Consider the following 12,720-nt stretch of genomic DNA (forward strand, 5'->3'; position numbering starts at 1 on the left):
CTCACATTTTTGAGTACAATAAAGCATGACGATTTTTGATGAGAAGGAGTTATATATGAAGAAAAATCATTGGTTCATCTTACTTACCTATATCGTGATGCAGCTTTCAAGCATTGTGGGGTACCCTATCTTTCTTTGGGCTGCAAACGAATTCTTTACATTAACTCCGAAAGATGCCAGTAATTATGCGATTGGCTACTGGGTTGTGACGAGTTTTACGATCGCCCTTATAATTGTATTGCTTTTATTACGAAAAAGCGAAAAGGACACTCTTGATGAGCGGAGCGCTCCGATGAGTGCTGGATTATCCATTCTTGTCGCCATTTTAGGGATACCTGCCGCTTTCATTGCTCAGGCCATTGCCATTACCATTGAGACAGCTATTGGGGTGCCAATGGGGTCAGAGAATACTCAAAACATTATGGAGCTCATTCAGAAGGTTCCATTAGTGCTCGTGACGTCCTCGCTTCTTGGTCCGATTTTAGAGGAAATCGTATTCAGAAAAATTGTCTTTAGTGCGCTATATAAAAGAATGCCCCTTGGGTTTGCTGCTATTCTGAGCTCTGTGATCTTTGGTCTTGCCCATTTTGAACTGAACCATCTGTTGCTGTACACCATGATGGGAATGGTCTTTGCCCTTTTATACGCTCTGACCAAACGAATTCTTGTTCCAATTTTTGCTCATGTGGCGATGAATACATTGGTGGCAGTGGTACAACTTAATCCTGAGTGGATCGAGCAGCTAGAGGAGTTAGAAAGACAGAATCAAGCGATTCAAAGCATTATTGGAGGATTATTTTAATGAGACAACCGATATTATTTTCAGGCGTCATCTACCTTGCACTTGGCGTGCTATTCACATTTTTCGCCATTGAAAATGTGCAGGAAGACGGCTGGAACTTCTTCTCGTATCTGCTAGTAATCCTTGCGACACTAGATTTTGGGAACGGGATACGAAAAATTCAATTCCACTTTTACTATAAGAGGAAATTGAAAGAAAAGAACAACAAGTCTAGCTAAGAAAACTCCCCCAATTCACTTGGGGGAGTTTGTTTATGGTAGAAGCATTTCGTAATCACCATCGAAATCTAGACTAGGTGGGATTTTGATTATGACAATCCGTTTTAAATGGGCTCGATTTTCGTAAGCATTTCGCATGCTTCCACCCTCCATAAATTGGGATACTGTAAAGTCTCCCTCCACATAGCTTGTTTCAAAATGAGTATCTCCTACATTAAGAATGGTCAAGTTATCTTCTTTGAAGCTGATCTTGTAAAAAGGCACCTCAGATGAAAAGTTAACGCGGTTTTGTATCATACTCGTCTTGTATTGAACAACTTCAATCGTCTCATCATCAGTTGCCTTCCGTTGAATGAACACCCAAGGCACGTAATCGGGCTGGTAGACCTTCAATTGTACCTGACTGCTATCAATAGAATATTCTTCTACTTTTCTTTCAACATAGGGAGAACTAAAACTCGGTTCCTTCCCAGCATAAATCTCGTTCAGAATCTTTTCTTCTACTCTTTTAGCTTCCATCACTTCCTCATTCGTTACTACTTCATAGGGTGGTTCGACCTGAGCAATCCCTATATAAAATAGAGACCCAATCAAAAGGAGAATAACGTATCCCCTAAACACCCAATATCCAATTTTGCCTCCTTTCATAAAGGAAGGCAATTTACCAAATAGCTTGGCTATTCCTACTATGACTCCTATCAACAGAGCAAACGCGAGGAGTTGAATGACCATCGTCACCACCATTAGGAACGCACCTCCATTCGGTTAGTGAGAATAGTGGACAAGGTAAGTAGTAGTCCAGCTGTTAGGAAAACTTTTACAAAGAATAGTAAAAATACTGGCTCCTCTACATAAATGCTTCCAATCAACACAACAAGGGAATCTTCCCCTTGTCTCGAAAACAAGGTGGAAAGAACAACAACAGGTACCAAAATTCGTCCAATGATCCCCCCATTGGAATACCGTACCGATCAAGTAACCAATGGTAGCGACTAATAGAATATAGAGAAAAGCCACTACAACACCCATTATCCAATCTCCAATCCCCATGTTCATCATAACGAGGGACTCGCTGTCTTTTAGTAAAAATAAAAGGAGGCGAAATACCAAACTAGCGAGTGATGTTGTGATAGCTCCGAGCAGACTCATAAACAGGAGGAACAGTACGTTCGATACATTGCTGGTCAATCGATTGGTCACAAATAAGAAATCATCAAATTTATAGGCTTTGGTTGTGAGAAGAAGCGATGAGATGAAGGCCCACAGCAAGGTCATCATGATAATGGCACTAGACGAATACAGCGTATAGCCGTAAGAAATCCCTATTGAATCCCCCGAACCACCTCCATTCGAAGTGAATGAAAATAACATCCCAAGGATTTGAACAAAAATAAGCGTCAAAAAGATCGATACGTACGCTTTTCTTTTATAATGAAACTGCTTCATCACCACTTGCCACTTACTCACTTCGGTTGTAGACATCTTCAATCCCTCCGTTCTTTGGTTGAATTAGGTAGGTGGATACGTCTTCTGCCGACACACCACTGATCGTGACACCCTTTTGTTTTGCTGTTTCGATCTCTTCTTGCTGAAAGTGATTTTCAACCACTTGATAGAGACCTTCTGTTCCAAGCTTCTGCTGATACAAGATTTCTCGCCCAGCCCCTAAAGCTTCTACCTCACTTTTTGGCCCACTCATTCCAACTGCGTATTCCCTTAAAGAATCTAGTGACGTATGCATCAGAACCTCGCCATTTTTTAAGATCAACACATCCTCTAGCACGTGCTCCACCTCAGATAAATGGTGACTCGATAAGACGATGGTTCGTGGAAATTCAATATAATCTTTTAACAATAATCGGGTAAAATCATTTCGTACACTCGCATCCATTCCGGTTGTAGGTTCGTCGAATAGAGTAAGAGGCGTTCTTGCAGCAATCGCAAAAATGGCTCGGAAGGTACTTTTCATTCCTGTCGATAAGCGGGTGTAGGCTGTCCCTGGCTTCAAGTTGAAATAGCGAAGCAGATCCTCCGATAATGGATAATTCCAGTTTGGATAAAAGGTTGCTCCCATCTGCAGTAATTCATGAAGTGTCAGACTGGTAGGAAAGTTCATATCATCATTTATAAACATGGTGTTGGATGAAACATAGAGGTTGTTGAATGGCGTTTGGTCAAATACGCGGACAGTTCCAGCTGTAGGATGAGTGTAGCCTGCTATGAGGTTAAGTAGGGTCGTTTGCCGGCGCCGTTATGTCCTATAAGACCTGTAATCGTATTTTCTTCTATCGCAAACGATACGTTCTTAACGGCTTCTGTGCCTCGAAACTTTTTTTGTAGCTGCTGACATTGGATAATAGTCGTCATCGTGTTTCTCCTCCTTTCGTCCATTCTTTTTCAATGAAATGGATGAGTTCTGATTGGGACAGGTTTAACTGCTTTCCTTCTTGCACGAGTTCTTTTACTAGTGCCGACAACGTTTCGTTCTTCCGCTTCCCTTGGATGTGTGCAACGGCTCCCTCTACTACAAACATGCCAAGCCCCCTTTTCTTGATTAAAAGTCCTTCTTCTGCCAGTAGATTAATCCCCTTCGCTGCGGTCGCTGGATTAATCGTGAACATTTCTGCAAGCTGATACTGCGAATACATTTTTTCCCCCTCCGCAATGGTTCCCAACAGTATTTCCGATTGCAGCCAGTCTGCAATTTGGATGTAGATTGGCTTTGTGCTATCTTGATTGATCCTCAAGTGAATGGTCACCTCCTTTATACTCTCTTAGTGCATTACTGTTGTAATGTACTATATGCTATTATGATGGAAAAATCAACCGGTTTATGAAATTTTATAAGAAAAAGTTTGAAAGTAGAGGGAGTAGGAGGATATTTTAATTAGATGGGGTAAAGGAATGTTCCATTAGTCGTAATAGGGAGTATTTATATGAAAAAAAGAGTGAGGAGAGCTTTACCACGCTCGGTCCGCGCGGCGCTCTTCTCCCTTCCTCTCCCCTCTTTCTGCACCGCGCTCCCACCGCGCGGCGCTCTTCTCCCTTCTTTTCTCCTCTTTTGCACCGCCCTCCTCCCACGCGGTGCTCTTCTCCTTTCTTTTCTCCACTTTGTGCACCGCGCTCCCCCCGCGCGGTGCTCTTCTCCCTTCTTTCCTCCTCTTTGTGCACCGCGCTCACCCCGCGCGGTGCTCTTCTCCCTTCTTTCTCCTCTTTGTGCACCGCGCTCCCCCAAAAACAAAAACCCCCAAAGAGTCATCAACTCCTTGGGGGTTCTAAAATCAATCTATTCCGCCTTATTCATCTGTTCCTGCTCTGCCAACAGCACTTTCTTGTACCCTATTTTACAAATCCAAATACTAATCTCGTAAAGGATAAATAGCGGCACGGTCACCATCAAATGGGACATAATGTCTGGTGGTGTGATAAAGGCTGCAATCACAAATAGGATAAAGTACGCATATTTTCTCATCTTGGACATGAACATCGGCGTGATGATCCCCAGTCGTGTTAAGAATAACATGACCACCGGAAGCTGGAATAAAAATCCGAAGGGGATGGTAATTTGAAATAGGAATTCAAAGTACTCGGTAATGCCGATCACCTGTTGAATGTTTAAGTTTTCAGAGATCCCCATCATGAAGGTCACAACATAGGGAAATAAAATAAAATAAGAAAACGCAAGTCCTAGTAGGAATAAGAAAAAGGCTATTGGAATATAGCTTAAGGTTGCTTTTCGTTCGCGTTCTAGTAGACCCGGGCTCACAAAGGACCACAGCTGATAAAGAATAACCGGTAACGTAAACACGATGCCGAGAAACATAACCATTTCAAAGTAGATCTTTAAGGGGTCTGTTACGCGGAAGGCGTTCATCGTTAAATCCTTGGCTTCATCTGCGTGCTGAAGATATGTGATTAATGGACCAGCTAGAAAGAAGCTTCCGATTAGCGTTAATAAGAAGAAAACGACCACAATCATGAGTCGTTTTCGTAATTCATCTATATGTTCAACTAACGTCATTTCATTTTGACTCATCGTCAATCACCTATCAATTACTTAGCATTCTTTTTGTCGTCATCGTCATCTGCTAAGCCTTTAGTGGCATTTTTAAATTCGCGCAGTGTGTCTCCTGCTGCTCTTCCTAGTTCCGGTAACTTTTCGGTCCGAAAATTAATAGAGCAACAATCGCAATAATTACAAGGCTCATAGGTCCTGGCATTACACTACACCTCCTCATTCCTTTATTCTACAATAAATGTCTAGTGATTTCTATCTTTTACAAGGTCAATTATGACATTTCCGTGTCTTGTGGATAATTCTTCAAGAAATACACGAGAGATTGAAGTTCTACCGCTAGATCGATATGGTGAATACGGATGGCTGGCGGAACATTTAATCTTGCCGGTGTAAAGTTTAGGATCCCTTTTACATCGGCATCGATAAGACGGTCTGTAATCGTTTGGGCCACATGGGCAGGAACCGTTAAAATGACTACCTCTATATTTAGTTCTTTCAGTTTTTCTTCTATATCATCCATATGATAGATGGGGACGTCACTAATGTCACTACCAATTTTTTCAGGACTCACATCGAAAGCTACTTCTATCTTCGTATTGTTGTTTTTTAAGAAATTATAGTGTAAAAAGGCAGTACCTAGATTACCTACCCCTATTAATCCTACCTTTGTTGTTTCGTCTTGGTCTAATGTCTTTCTGAAGAAGGTTAATAGATAATTGACATTATAACCGTACCCCTTTTTTCCTAATGCCCCGAAATAGGAAAAATCTCTTCGAATGGTAGCCGAATCTACTTTCACTGCTTCGCTCAGTTCCTTTGAAGAGACGCGCTGCTTACCAGAGGAGTGCAAATTTTGTATAAAACGATAGTAGAGCGGTAGGCGCTTTGCTGTCGCCTGCGGTATTTTTGCTGTTTCTTGTATCATGATATCCCCCACCAATCTTTTTTAGCCGTCTATATGATAACGCTTCCACGAAAACTTTGTTTAAAAAGTGTTTGGTCGTCTGCTACTTTATCTACTATACACTATTTTTTCCATCTTGTCTGTTACCTTTCTCACAAAGTTAGAGGAAGGTAATGATTGTAATGTATAATAGGAGTACGATACACTTACGGTAGCAAGATGAGGTGAATATACATGATACTTTTACAAGTCAACAATATATCAAAATCCTTTGGGGCAGATGTAATTTTAGAAAACATTAAACTAGAGGTGCAAACGAACGACCGCATTGCTCTTGTGGGTCGGAACGGTGCGGGTAAATCGACTCTATTAAAAATTATTGCAGGAGAGCTTTCCTATGAAGATGGAGAGATCATCAAGCCTAAATCTGTGGATCTTGGCTATCTAGAGCAGCACACAGGATTAGAATCCTCCCTATCCATCTGGGATGAAATGCTGATGGTGTTTCGCGATGTTCAAGAGTTGGAGCGACAAATCCGCTCTCTTGAACAACAAATGGCGGACCCCACTATTTATGAAAATGCCACCGAATATGAACGGGTGATGAAAGAGTATGATAAAGCCCATGTCGAGTTTAAAGAACGTGGTGGTTATCAATACGAGGCAGATATTCGCTCTGTTTTACACGGATTGAACTTTCATACGATGGACTATTCGACTTCTATCTCAACATTAAGTGGTGGTCAAAAGACGCGTCTTGCGTTAGCCAAGCTCCTATTAACTCGCCCTGATGTCCTGATTCTAGATGAGCCAACGAACCATTTGGATATCGAAACACTCAGCTGGCTTGAGGGCTACTTACAAGGTTATAAAGGCGCCATTTTAATCGTATCTCATGACCGTTATTTCCTTGATAAGGTCGTGAACCAAGTGTATGAGGTATCCAGGCAGCGCAGCAAGAAATTTCACGGGAATTACTCTAAGTATTTAGAGCAAAAAGCGGAGCAATACGAGCGTGACATGAAAGCATTTGAGCGTCAGCAGCAGGAAGTTGCTAAGCTAAAAGATTATATTCAGCGGAATATTGCGCGAGCCTCCACCACCAAAATGGCTCAAAGCCGTCGCAAGCAGCTTGAGCGAATGGAATTAATGGATCGACCACTCGGTGATGAGAAATCAGCTACCTTTGGTTTTCAAATTGAGCGCCAAAGTGGAAATGATGTAGTAAAGCTACAGGATTTATCTGTTGGTTATAATGGGAACGCTCTATCCTACCCCATCTCCTTCACCATTAATCGCGGGGACAGTATATCTTTAGTAGGGCCAAATGGAGTGGGGAAATCCACTTTACTTAAAACGCTTGTGGATAAGCTTCCTGAAATTTCAGGTCAAATCCAGTTTGGATCCAATGTTTCGATTGGCTACTATGATCAAGAGCAAAGTGATCTCACAAGTAATAAAACCGTTTTACATGAATTATGGGATGAAGATTCTTCTAAAATGGAGAAAGAAATACGTACGATTCTCGGAAACTTTTTGTTCTCTGGTGATGATGTATTAAAACCAGTCTCTACATTGAGCGGTGGCGAAAAAGCGCGTGTTGCCCTAGCCAAACTAATGATGCAAAAAGCGAACCTTCTTATTCTCGATGAGCCAACAAACCATTTGGACTTAGATAGTAAAGAGGTGCTTGAGAATGCGTTAATCTCTTATCCTGGCACCATCCTATTTGTTTCTCATGACCGTTACTTTATCAACAGAATATCCACGAAGGTTGTAGAGCTGTCGTCAGAAGGGACAGAGGTCTTCTTAGGTGACTATGATTATTATGTTCAGAAAAAAGAAGAAGCCGCTGAGCTTGCCCGTCTTGAAGAGGAAGATGGCACGACAAAAGTCGAAGTCTCAAAATTAACTTCTGCTGATAAACAATCCTTTTATCAAGACAAAGAAGCAAAGAAACTTGAACGTCAACGTCTGCGTAGATTAGAGGAAGTAGAAGCTAGAATAGAAGAACTTGAAGTCGCTATTGCTACAAATGAAGAAGCCCTTTGTGATCCTGAAGTATTCCAAGATCATGAAGCTGTTCAGAAGCTTACCGATGAAATCAATGCCTATAAACAAGAAGTGGATGATCTAATGGAAGAATGGACAACCCTTCAATAATTCTCTGTGGAAAAGCTCGTCACTTATTCGAGCTTTTTCCACATTTCTATTCACAGTGAACATGTTGATATAAAAGAGCCCACAGAACTTATCCACGTTGTCCACAGAGTTACCCACAGTTATCCACACTTATTCAAAAGAAATTTTACAATTCAATCCATTTTACACACAAGATGTCCACAGTTATACACAAGTTATCCACTAATTGTGTACAAAACAGGTGTTCTTTTTTCTGTTAATTTGGTAAAGTTCTATCGCTTTCTTTTCTGCGCTATGTGTCCTTTAACTTTTCTTCCTAAAAAAGATACACCTTTCAACAGGTGTATCCAAAATGGTTCTTATTCACATGTGAATAACTTATTGGTTGCTTCAATATCCAGTCCTGGATTACCATTTAAATCTAACCCGCTACGGTAGCCCTTTTCAAACATGACAGTTCCAACCGCTGCAATCATTGCGGCGTTATCCGTGCATAGGAATAACGGAGGAATCACTAGATCTACATCTGGCATCTCATGAAAGGTTTCCTCCAAGCGAGCGCGTAAGCCTTTATTGGCCGCCACTCCACCAGCTAAAAGAACTTGCTTAACACCGTATTCCAAGGTCGCACGTTTTGTTTTCTCTACGAGTACATCAATCACACTCGCTTGGAAACTCGCGGCTACGTCTTTTGGAAGGATCTGCTGCCCCTTTTGCTTGGCATTGTGGAGAGTGTTAATAACTGCTGATTTTAATCCGCTAAAACTAAAATCATACGAGCCTTCTTCTAACCAAGCACGAGGTAAATCAATAGACGGTGAACCCACTTGTGCTAAACGATCTATATGAGGACCTCCGGGATACGGTAGCTTTAACGTTCTAGCCACTTTATCATAGGCTTCCCCAGCTGCATCATCACGGGTTTCTCCAATGACTTTAAAATGTCCGTGCTCCTTCATATACACAAGCTCCGTATGACCACCCGATACGACTAAAGATACCAATGGAAAAGTCAGTTCTTTTACAAGACGATTAGCGTATATATGCCCTGCAATATGATGAACCCCTACTAAAGGCTTTCCATGTGCAAATGCTATGGCCTTCGCTGCATTTACTCCTATGAGTAAGGCTCCAACAAGCCCTGGACCTTCTGTCACCGCAATAGCATCAATCTCTTCCATCGTGACCTCTGCTTGACGTAACGCTTCCTCTACCACTAGTGTGATCTCTTCCACATGATGTCTTGACGCAATCTCGGGCACTACCCCACCAAATCGTTTGTGACTTTCGATTTGTGATGCCACTACATTTGACACAATGGTTGTCCCATCTTTTACAATGGCTGCTGCCGTTTCATCACAGCTTGTCTCAATTCCTAGTATGAAACGTCCTTTTTCACTCATAAATTCACCCACATTACTATAGCGTCTTCTTGGTTATCGGAATAATATCCCTTCCGAATGCCACCTTCAACGAAGCCTAATTTTTTATACAATCCAAGAGCTGGCTCATTGCTTACCCGTACCTCTAATGTCATCTTCGTCGCTCCGTGATCTCTAGCCACCTTCATCATTATAGATAACAGCCAATCCCCAAGCTTACGACCACGATACCTTGATAGTATCGCAATATTGGTAATATGTGCCTCATCCACCACTAACCACATACCACAGTAGCCAATAATTTGTTCTTTTTCCACCAACACACGATAGCGAGCAAACGAATTATGCTCCAACTCATTTTCAAATGCCGACCTTTTCCAAGGAAGAGTAAATGCATCGTTTTCTACAACAAGGACTTCATCTAAATCAGCAAGCTGCATCTCCCGGCACATGATTTCTTGATCAGCTATGTGTACCTCTACCCCTTCGATTTCTCTGCTTCGAGCCATTTCGCTTCCGCCTCTGCTAATCTAATATAATTTGGAACAAATTCATGAACTGGAGTAGGTTCACGGGTTAAGCCGATATATCCTAATTCAGATGGGCGAGGATTAGACTCGGATAGTGTGGCAATATAAGCTAGCTCCCCCAATTCTCTTTCTAACACTTCACGGTGAATTACCGTATCTCCACCAACAAATAAAACGGGTTTCCCTAGGCTTTTTAAATGCTTGGCCCACTCTTCTGCAAGGATATTACAATCCTCCATTACTGCATGGAGCTCACCATCTTGAAACCCATACAACCCAGTGTAAATTTGTCCTCTTCTTGCATCGAATAACGGTGACACGTACCCTTGGAAATAACGTCCATTCGCAGCTAAAACTGCTAAGCTTGAAACACCCACAACCGGGATATTTAAAGACCAAGCAAGCGTCTTTGCAAGAGTTACCCCAATCCGCACACCCGTATACGACCCAGGACCAATCGCCACTACAATTTTATCCAATTCTTTTGGGCTAACCTGACAATCCTTTAATAGCTGTTCAACAGCAGGCATCGCGCGTAAAGAATGGTTAATCTTCATATTCGAGATATACTCTCCCGCAACCTTTTCTTCTGTTAAAAGACTAACTCCTAATGCAAAGTTAGACGTATCTATGGCAAGTATATTCATTCAAGTAGCTCCTTACAAAGTTTTTCATACTGTGTCCCAATTGGAGTAAGCTCAATACGTCTCTCTTGATCTCCTTCATGAAAGATCCTTAACTCTAATCTCTCACGGGGCAGTTGTTCTTCAATCAAACTTGCCCATTCGACAACAGTAACACCTTCACCTTCAAAGTATTCATCAAATCCAAGATCTTCAAACCCATCTTCGACCCGGTACACATCCATATGATAAAGAGGCAGTCTTCCGTGATACTCCTTAATAATCGTAAAAGTTGGGCTATTAACCGTTCGTGTTATCCCAAGCCCTTTGGCGAATCCTTTTGTAAACGTTGTTTTACCAGCCCCAAGGTCTCCTTCAAGGGTGATCACAGCTCCTTTAAATACACGTTCACCAAGCCTTTTCGCAAATGTTGTAGTATCATGTTCACTCTGTGAAACGATTGAGTAGGACATCTTCGTATCTCCAATCTAAATTAGTAACTATGGTATATTGATAAGAAATCATAAAATCTAGATAAAAAAACCTTAGGAACTCTATCCTAAGGTGAAGTATTCTATATGTAGTGTAATGCATAATAGTTTAAACATCAAAATTTAAAAATGGCGGTCCCGACGGGAATCGAACCCGCGATCTCCTGCGTGACAGGCAGGCATGTTAACCGCTACACCACGGGACCAGATGGATTATTGCGGGGGCAGGATTTGAACCTGCGACCTTCGGGTTATGAGCCCGACGAGCTACCGAACTGCTCCACCCCGCGACAATAAAAACTATTACTAGGTATTCTCATGATCTTTTTCATTATATAGACCGCCCTGACTTCAGTATGATTACTCAAGTAGCAGCTCAGTCAGTGCGCTGATGTAATGCTCCGTAGCGTATTCGTACGTGCTCCACCCTGCGATAATAATAACTATTGCTTGATATAATATTCTCATGATCATATTCTCTAGATAACTGTCCCGATCTCAGAAAGCTTATTCAAGATGCAGCTCGATCGGTACAACTCGATGTGGATTCAAGAAGCTTATGCTCGTTGCTCCACCCCGCGATAATAAAGAATAGATAAAAGAAATATGCACGGCGACGTCCTACTCTCACAGGGGGAAGCCCCCAACTACCATCGGCGCTGAAGAGCTTAACTTCCGTGTTCGGTATGGGAACGGGTGTGACCTCTTCGCTATTGCCACCATACATATTCAGTTTGACAGTACGTTGTACTCTCAAAACTAGATAAAGTTCATGAAGATACGTTGAATATCGTGTGTTAGATTATTTGGTTAAGTCCTCGACCGATTAGTATTCGTCAGCTCCATATGTCACCATACTTCCACCTCGAACCTATCAACCTGATCATCTTTCAGGGGTCTTACTTCAAAGAAAGAGAAATCTCATCTTGAGGGGGGCTTCATGCTTAGATGCTTTCAGCACTTATCCCTTCCGCACATAGCTACCCAGCGATGCCTTTGGCAAGACAACTGGTACACCAGCGGTGCGTCCATCCCGGTCCTCTCGTACTAAGGACAGCTCCTCTCAAATTTCTTACGCCCACGACGGATAGGGACCGAACTGTCTCACGACGTTCTGAACCCAGCTCGCGTACCGCTTTAATGGGCGAACAGCCCAACCCTTGGGACCGACTACAGCCCCAGGATGCGATGAGCCGACATCGAGGTGCCAAACCTCCCCGTCGATGTGGACTCTTGGGGGAGATAAGCCTGTTATCCCCGGGGTAGCTTTTATCCGTTGAGCGATGGCCCTTCCATGCGGAACCACCGGATCACTAAGCCCGACTTTCGTCCCTGCTCGACTTGTAGGTCTCGCAGTCAGGCTCCCTTGTGCTTTTACACTCTACGAATGATTTCCAACCATTCTGAGGGAACCTTTGGCCGCTCCGTTACCTTTTAGGAAGCGACCGCCCCAGTCAAACTGCCCACCTGAAACTGTCTCCCACCCGGATCACGGGGTGTGGGTTAGAATGCCAACACGGCCCGGGGAGTATCCCACCAGCGCCTTCCACCAAAGCTGGCGCTCCCGTTTTCTATGGCTCCTAACTATCCTGGAACAAGCTGTGCCAAAA

General features: G+C 42.7%; 15 protein-coding genes, 2 tRNA genes, 2 rRNA genes and 1 pseudogene. 3 read left to right on the top strand and 17 right to left on the bottom strand.

The annotated features are described in order from the left end of the window. Positions 1-55: 55 nt before the first annotated feature. Complete coding sequence (locus M44_RS02255; RefSeq protein ID WP_029326690.1) at positions 56-802, top strand: CPBP family intramembrane glutamic endopeptidase; 747 nt, start codon at positions 56-58, stop codon at positions 800-802. Next, positions 802-1,020: a YdiK family protein gene (locus M44_RS02260; RefSeq protein ID WP_010170542.1), complete on the top strand. Its 219-nt coding sequence runs from the start codon at positions 802-804 to the stop codon at positions 1,018-1,020. The genes M44_RS02255 and M44_RS02260 overlap by 1 nt, the downstream gene beginning before the upstream one ends. Before the next feature lie 33 nt (positions 1,021-1,053). Here M44_RS02260 and M44_RS02265 read toward each other — a convergent pair whose 3' ends face one another. The 9 genes and pseudogenes from M44_RS02265 to M44_RS02295 all read right to left on the bottom strand — a co-directional run bounded on the left by M44_RS02265 (position 1,054) and on the right by M44_RS02295 (position 5,963). After that, on the bottom strand, positions 1,054-1,764 hold the full coding sequence (locus tag M44_RS02265) for a hypothetical protein (protein ID WP_010170544.1): 711 nt from the start codon (positions 1,762-1,764) through the stop codon (positions 1,054-1,056). 21 nt (positions 1,765-1,785) lie between these two features. Continuing rightward, positions 1,786-2,502 (bottom strand): hypothetical protein, encoded by a 717-nt coding sequence (locus M44_RS02270; RefSeq protein ID WP_010170545.1) that lies wholly within the window; start codon positions 2,500-2,502, stop codon positions 1,786-1,788. Beyond that, a complete protein-coding gene (locus M44_RS26685) occupies positions 2,480-3,241 on the bottom strand; it encodes an AAA family ATPase (RefSeq protein ID WP_420167086.1) in 762 nt (253 codons plus the stop codon). The genes M44_RS02270 and M44_RS26685 overlap by 23 nt, the downstream gene beginning before the upstream one ends. Then, on the bottom strand, positions 3,238-3,387 hold the full coding sequence (locus tag M44_RS27720; protein WP_010170549.1) for a P-loop NTPase family protein: 150 nt from the start codon (positions 3,385-3,387) through the stop codon (positions 3,238-3,240). Before M44_RS27720 ends, M44_RS26685 begins: the two co-directional genes overlap by 4 nt. After that, complete coding sequence (locus M44_RS02280; RefSeq protein WP_010170550.1) at positions 3,384-3,767, bottom strand: GntR family transcriptional regulator; 384 nt, start codon at positions 3,765-3,767, stop codon at positions 3,384-3,386. Before M44_RS02280 ends, M44_RS27720 begins: the two co-directional genes overlap by 4 nt. Before the next feature lie 213 nt (positions 3,768-3,980). Continuing rightward, positions 3,981-4,139, bottom strand: coding sequence for a hypothetical protein (locus tag M44_RS26690; protein WP_155814878.1), 159 nt, complete (start codon positions 4,137-4,139; stop codon positions 3,981-3,983). A 167-nt stretch (positions 4,140-4,306) separates the two neighbouring features. Then, entirely contained in the window at positions 4,307-5,056 is a 750-nt protein-coding gene (tatC, locus tag M44_RS02290) for a twin-arginine translocase subunit TatC (protein ID WP_010170552.1), read from the bottom strand. Between the two features lie 17 nt (positions 5,057-5,073). After that, positions 5,074-5,240: pseudogene (locus M44_RS25775) on the bottom strand (twin-arginine translocase TatA/TatE family subunit). 69 nt (positions 5,241-5,309) lie between these two features. Then, positions 5,310-5,963, bottom strand: coding sequence for a redox-sensing transcriptional repressor Rex (locus M44_RS02295; protein ID WP_010170553.1), 654 nt, complete (start codon positions 5,961-5,963; stop codon positions 5,310-5,312). Positions 5,964-6,176: 213 nt separating this feature from the next. Between M44_RS02295 and M44_RS02300 the strand changes: the two genes are divergently transcribed. Further along, a complete protein-coding gene (locus M44_RS02300) occupies positions 6,177-8,105 on the top strand; it encodes an ABC-F family ATP-binding cassette domain-containing protein (protein ID WP_010170554.1) in 1,929 nt (642 codons plus the stop codon). Between the two features lie 338 nt (positions 8,106-8,443). Here M44_RS02300 and tsaD read toward each other — a convergent pair whose 3' ends face one another. The 8 genes from tsaD to M44_RS02340 form a co-directional block, all read right to left on the bottom strand. Next, the gene (tsaD, locus tag M44_RS02305; RefSeq protein WP_040365300.1) at positions 8,444-9,487 is read right to left on the bottom strand and encodes a tRNA (adenosine(37)-N6)-threonylcarbamoyltransferase complex transferase subunit TsaD; all 1,044 of its coding nucleotides are present in this window, start codon (positions 9,485-9,487) and stop codon (positions 8,444-8,446) included. After that, on the bottom strand, positions 9,484-9,975 hold the full coding sequence (rimI, locus tag M44_RS02310; RefSeq protein WP_010170558.1) for a ribosomal protein S18-alanine N-acetyltransferase: 492 nt from the start codon (positions 9,973-9,975) through the stop codon (positions 9,484-9,486). Before rimI ends, tsaD begins: the two co-directional genes overlap by 4 nt. Continuing rightward, complete coding sequence (tsaB, locus tag M44_RS02315; protein WP_010170561.1) at positions 9,945-10,643, bottom strand: tRNA (adenosine(37)-N6)-threonylcarbamoyltransferase complex dimerization subunit type 1 TsaB; 699 nt, start codon at positions 10,641-10,643, stop codon at positions 9,945-9,947. Before tsaB ends, rimI begins: the two co-directional genes overlap by 31 nt. After that, positions 10,640-11,092, bottom strand: coding sequence for a tRNA (adenosine(37)-N6)-threonylcarbamoyltransferase complex ATPase subunit type 1 TsaE (gene tsaE, locus M44_RS02320; protein ID WP_010170562.1), 453 nt, complete (start codon positions 11,090-11,092; stop codon positions 10,640-10,642). Before tsaE ends, tsaB begins: the two co-directional genes overlap by 4 nt. Before the next feature lie 148 nt (positions 11,093-11,240). Further along, positions 11,241-11,316, bottom strand: a tRNA-Asp gene (locus tag M44_RS02325). 10 nt (positions 11,317-11,326) lie between these two features. Beyond that, positions 11,327-11,400, bottom strand: a tRNA-Met gene (locus M44_RS02330). 318 nt (positions 11,401-11,718) lie between these two features. Beyond that, a 5S ribosomal RNA gene (gene rrf, locus M44_RS02335) occupies positions 11,719-11,834 on the bottom strand. Between the two features lie 82 nt (positions 11,835-11,916). Further along, positions 11,917-12,720: ribosomal RNA gene (locus tag M44_RS02340) — 23S ribosomal RNA — on the bottom strand; the annotation flags it as partial.

It is taken from the genome of Bacillus coahuilensis m4-4 (assembly GCF_000171615.1).
Classification (GTDB): Bacteria; Bacillota; Bacilli; order Bacillales; family Bacillaceae_K; genus Bacillus_T; species Bacillus_T coahuilensis.

Excerpts from the sequence above, each read along its gene's own strand:
- M44_RS02255 (WP_029326690.1), top strand. The coding sequence starts at position 56 with ATGAAGAAAAATCATTGGTTCATCTTACTTACCTATATCGTGATGCAG.
- M44_RS02260 (WP_010170542.1), top strand. The coding sequence starts at position 802 with ATGAGACAACCGATATTATTTTCAGGCGTCATCTACCTTGCACTTGGC.
- M44_RS02265 (WP_010170544.1), bottom strand. The coding sequence starts at position 1,764 with ATGGTGGTGACGATGGTCATTCAACTCCTCGCGTTTGCTCTGTTGATA.
- M44_RS02270 (WP_010170545.1), bottom strand. The coding sequence starts at position 2,502 with ATGTCTACAACCGAAGTGAGTAAGTGGCAAGTGGTGATGAAGCAGTTT.
- M44_RS27720 (WP_010170549.1), bottom strand. The coding sequence starts at position 3,387 with ATGACGACTATTATCCAATGTCAGCAGCTACAAAAAAAGTTTCGAGGC.
- tatC (WP_010170552.1), bottom strand. The coding sequence starts at position 5,056 with ATGAGTCAAAATGAAATGACGTTAGTTGAACATATAGATGAATTACGA.
- M44_RS02295 (WP_010170553.1), bottom strand. The coding sequence starts at position 5,963 with ATGATACAAGAAACAGCAAAAATACCGCAGGCGACAGCAAAGCGCCTA.
- M44_RS02300 (WP_010170554.1), top strand. The coding sequence starts at position 6,177 with ATGATACTTTTACAAGTCAACAATATATCAAAATCCTTTGGGGCAGAT.
- tsaD (WP_040365300.1), bottom strand. The coding sequence starts at position 9,487 with ATGAGTGAAAAAGGACGTTTCATACTAGGAATTGAGACAAGCTGTGAT.
- rimI (WP_010170558.1), bottom strand. The coding sequence starts at position 9,975 with ATGGCTCGAAGCAGAGAAATCGAAGGGGTAGAGGTACACATAGCTGAT.
- tsaB (WP_010170561.1), bottom strand. The coding sequence starts at position 10,643 with ATGAATATACTTGCCATAGATACGTCTAACTTTGCATTAGGAGTTAGT.
- tsaE (WP_010170562.1), bottom strand. The coding sequence starts at position 11,092 with ATGTCCTACTCAATCGTTTCACAGAGTGAACATGATACTACAACATTT.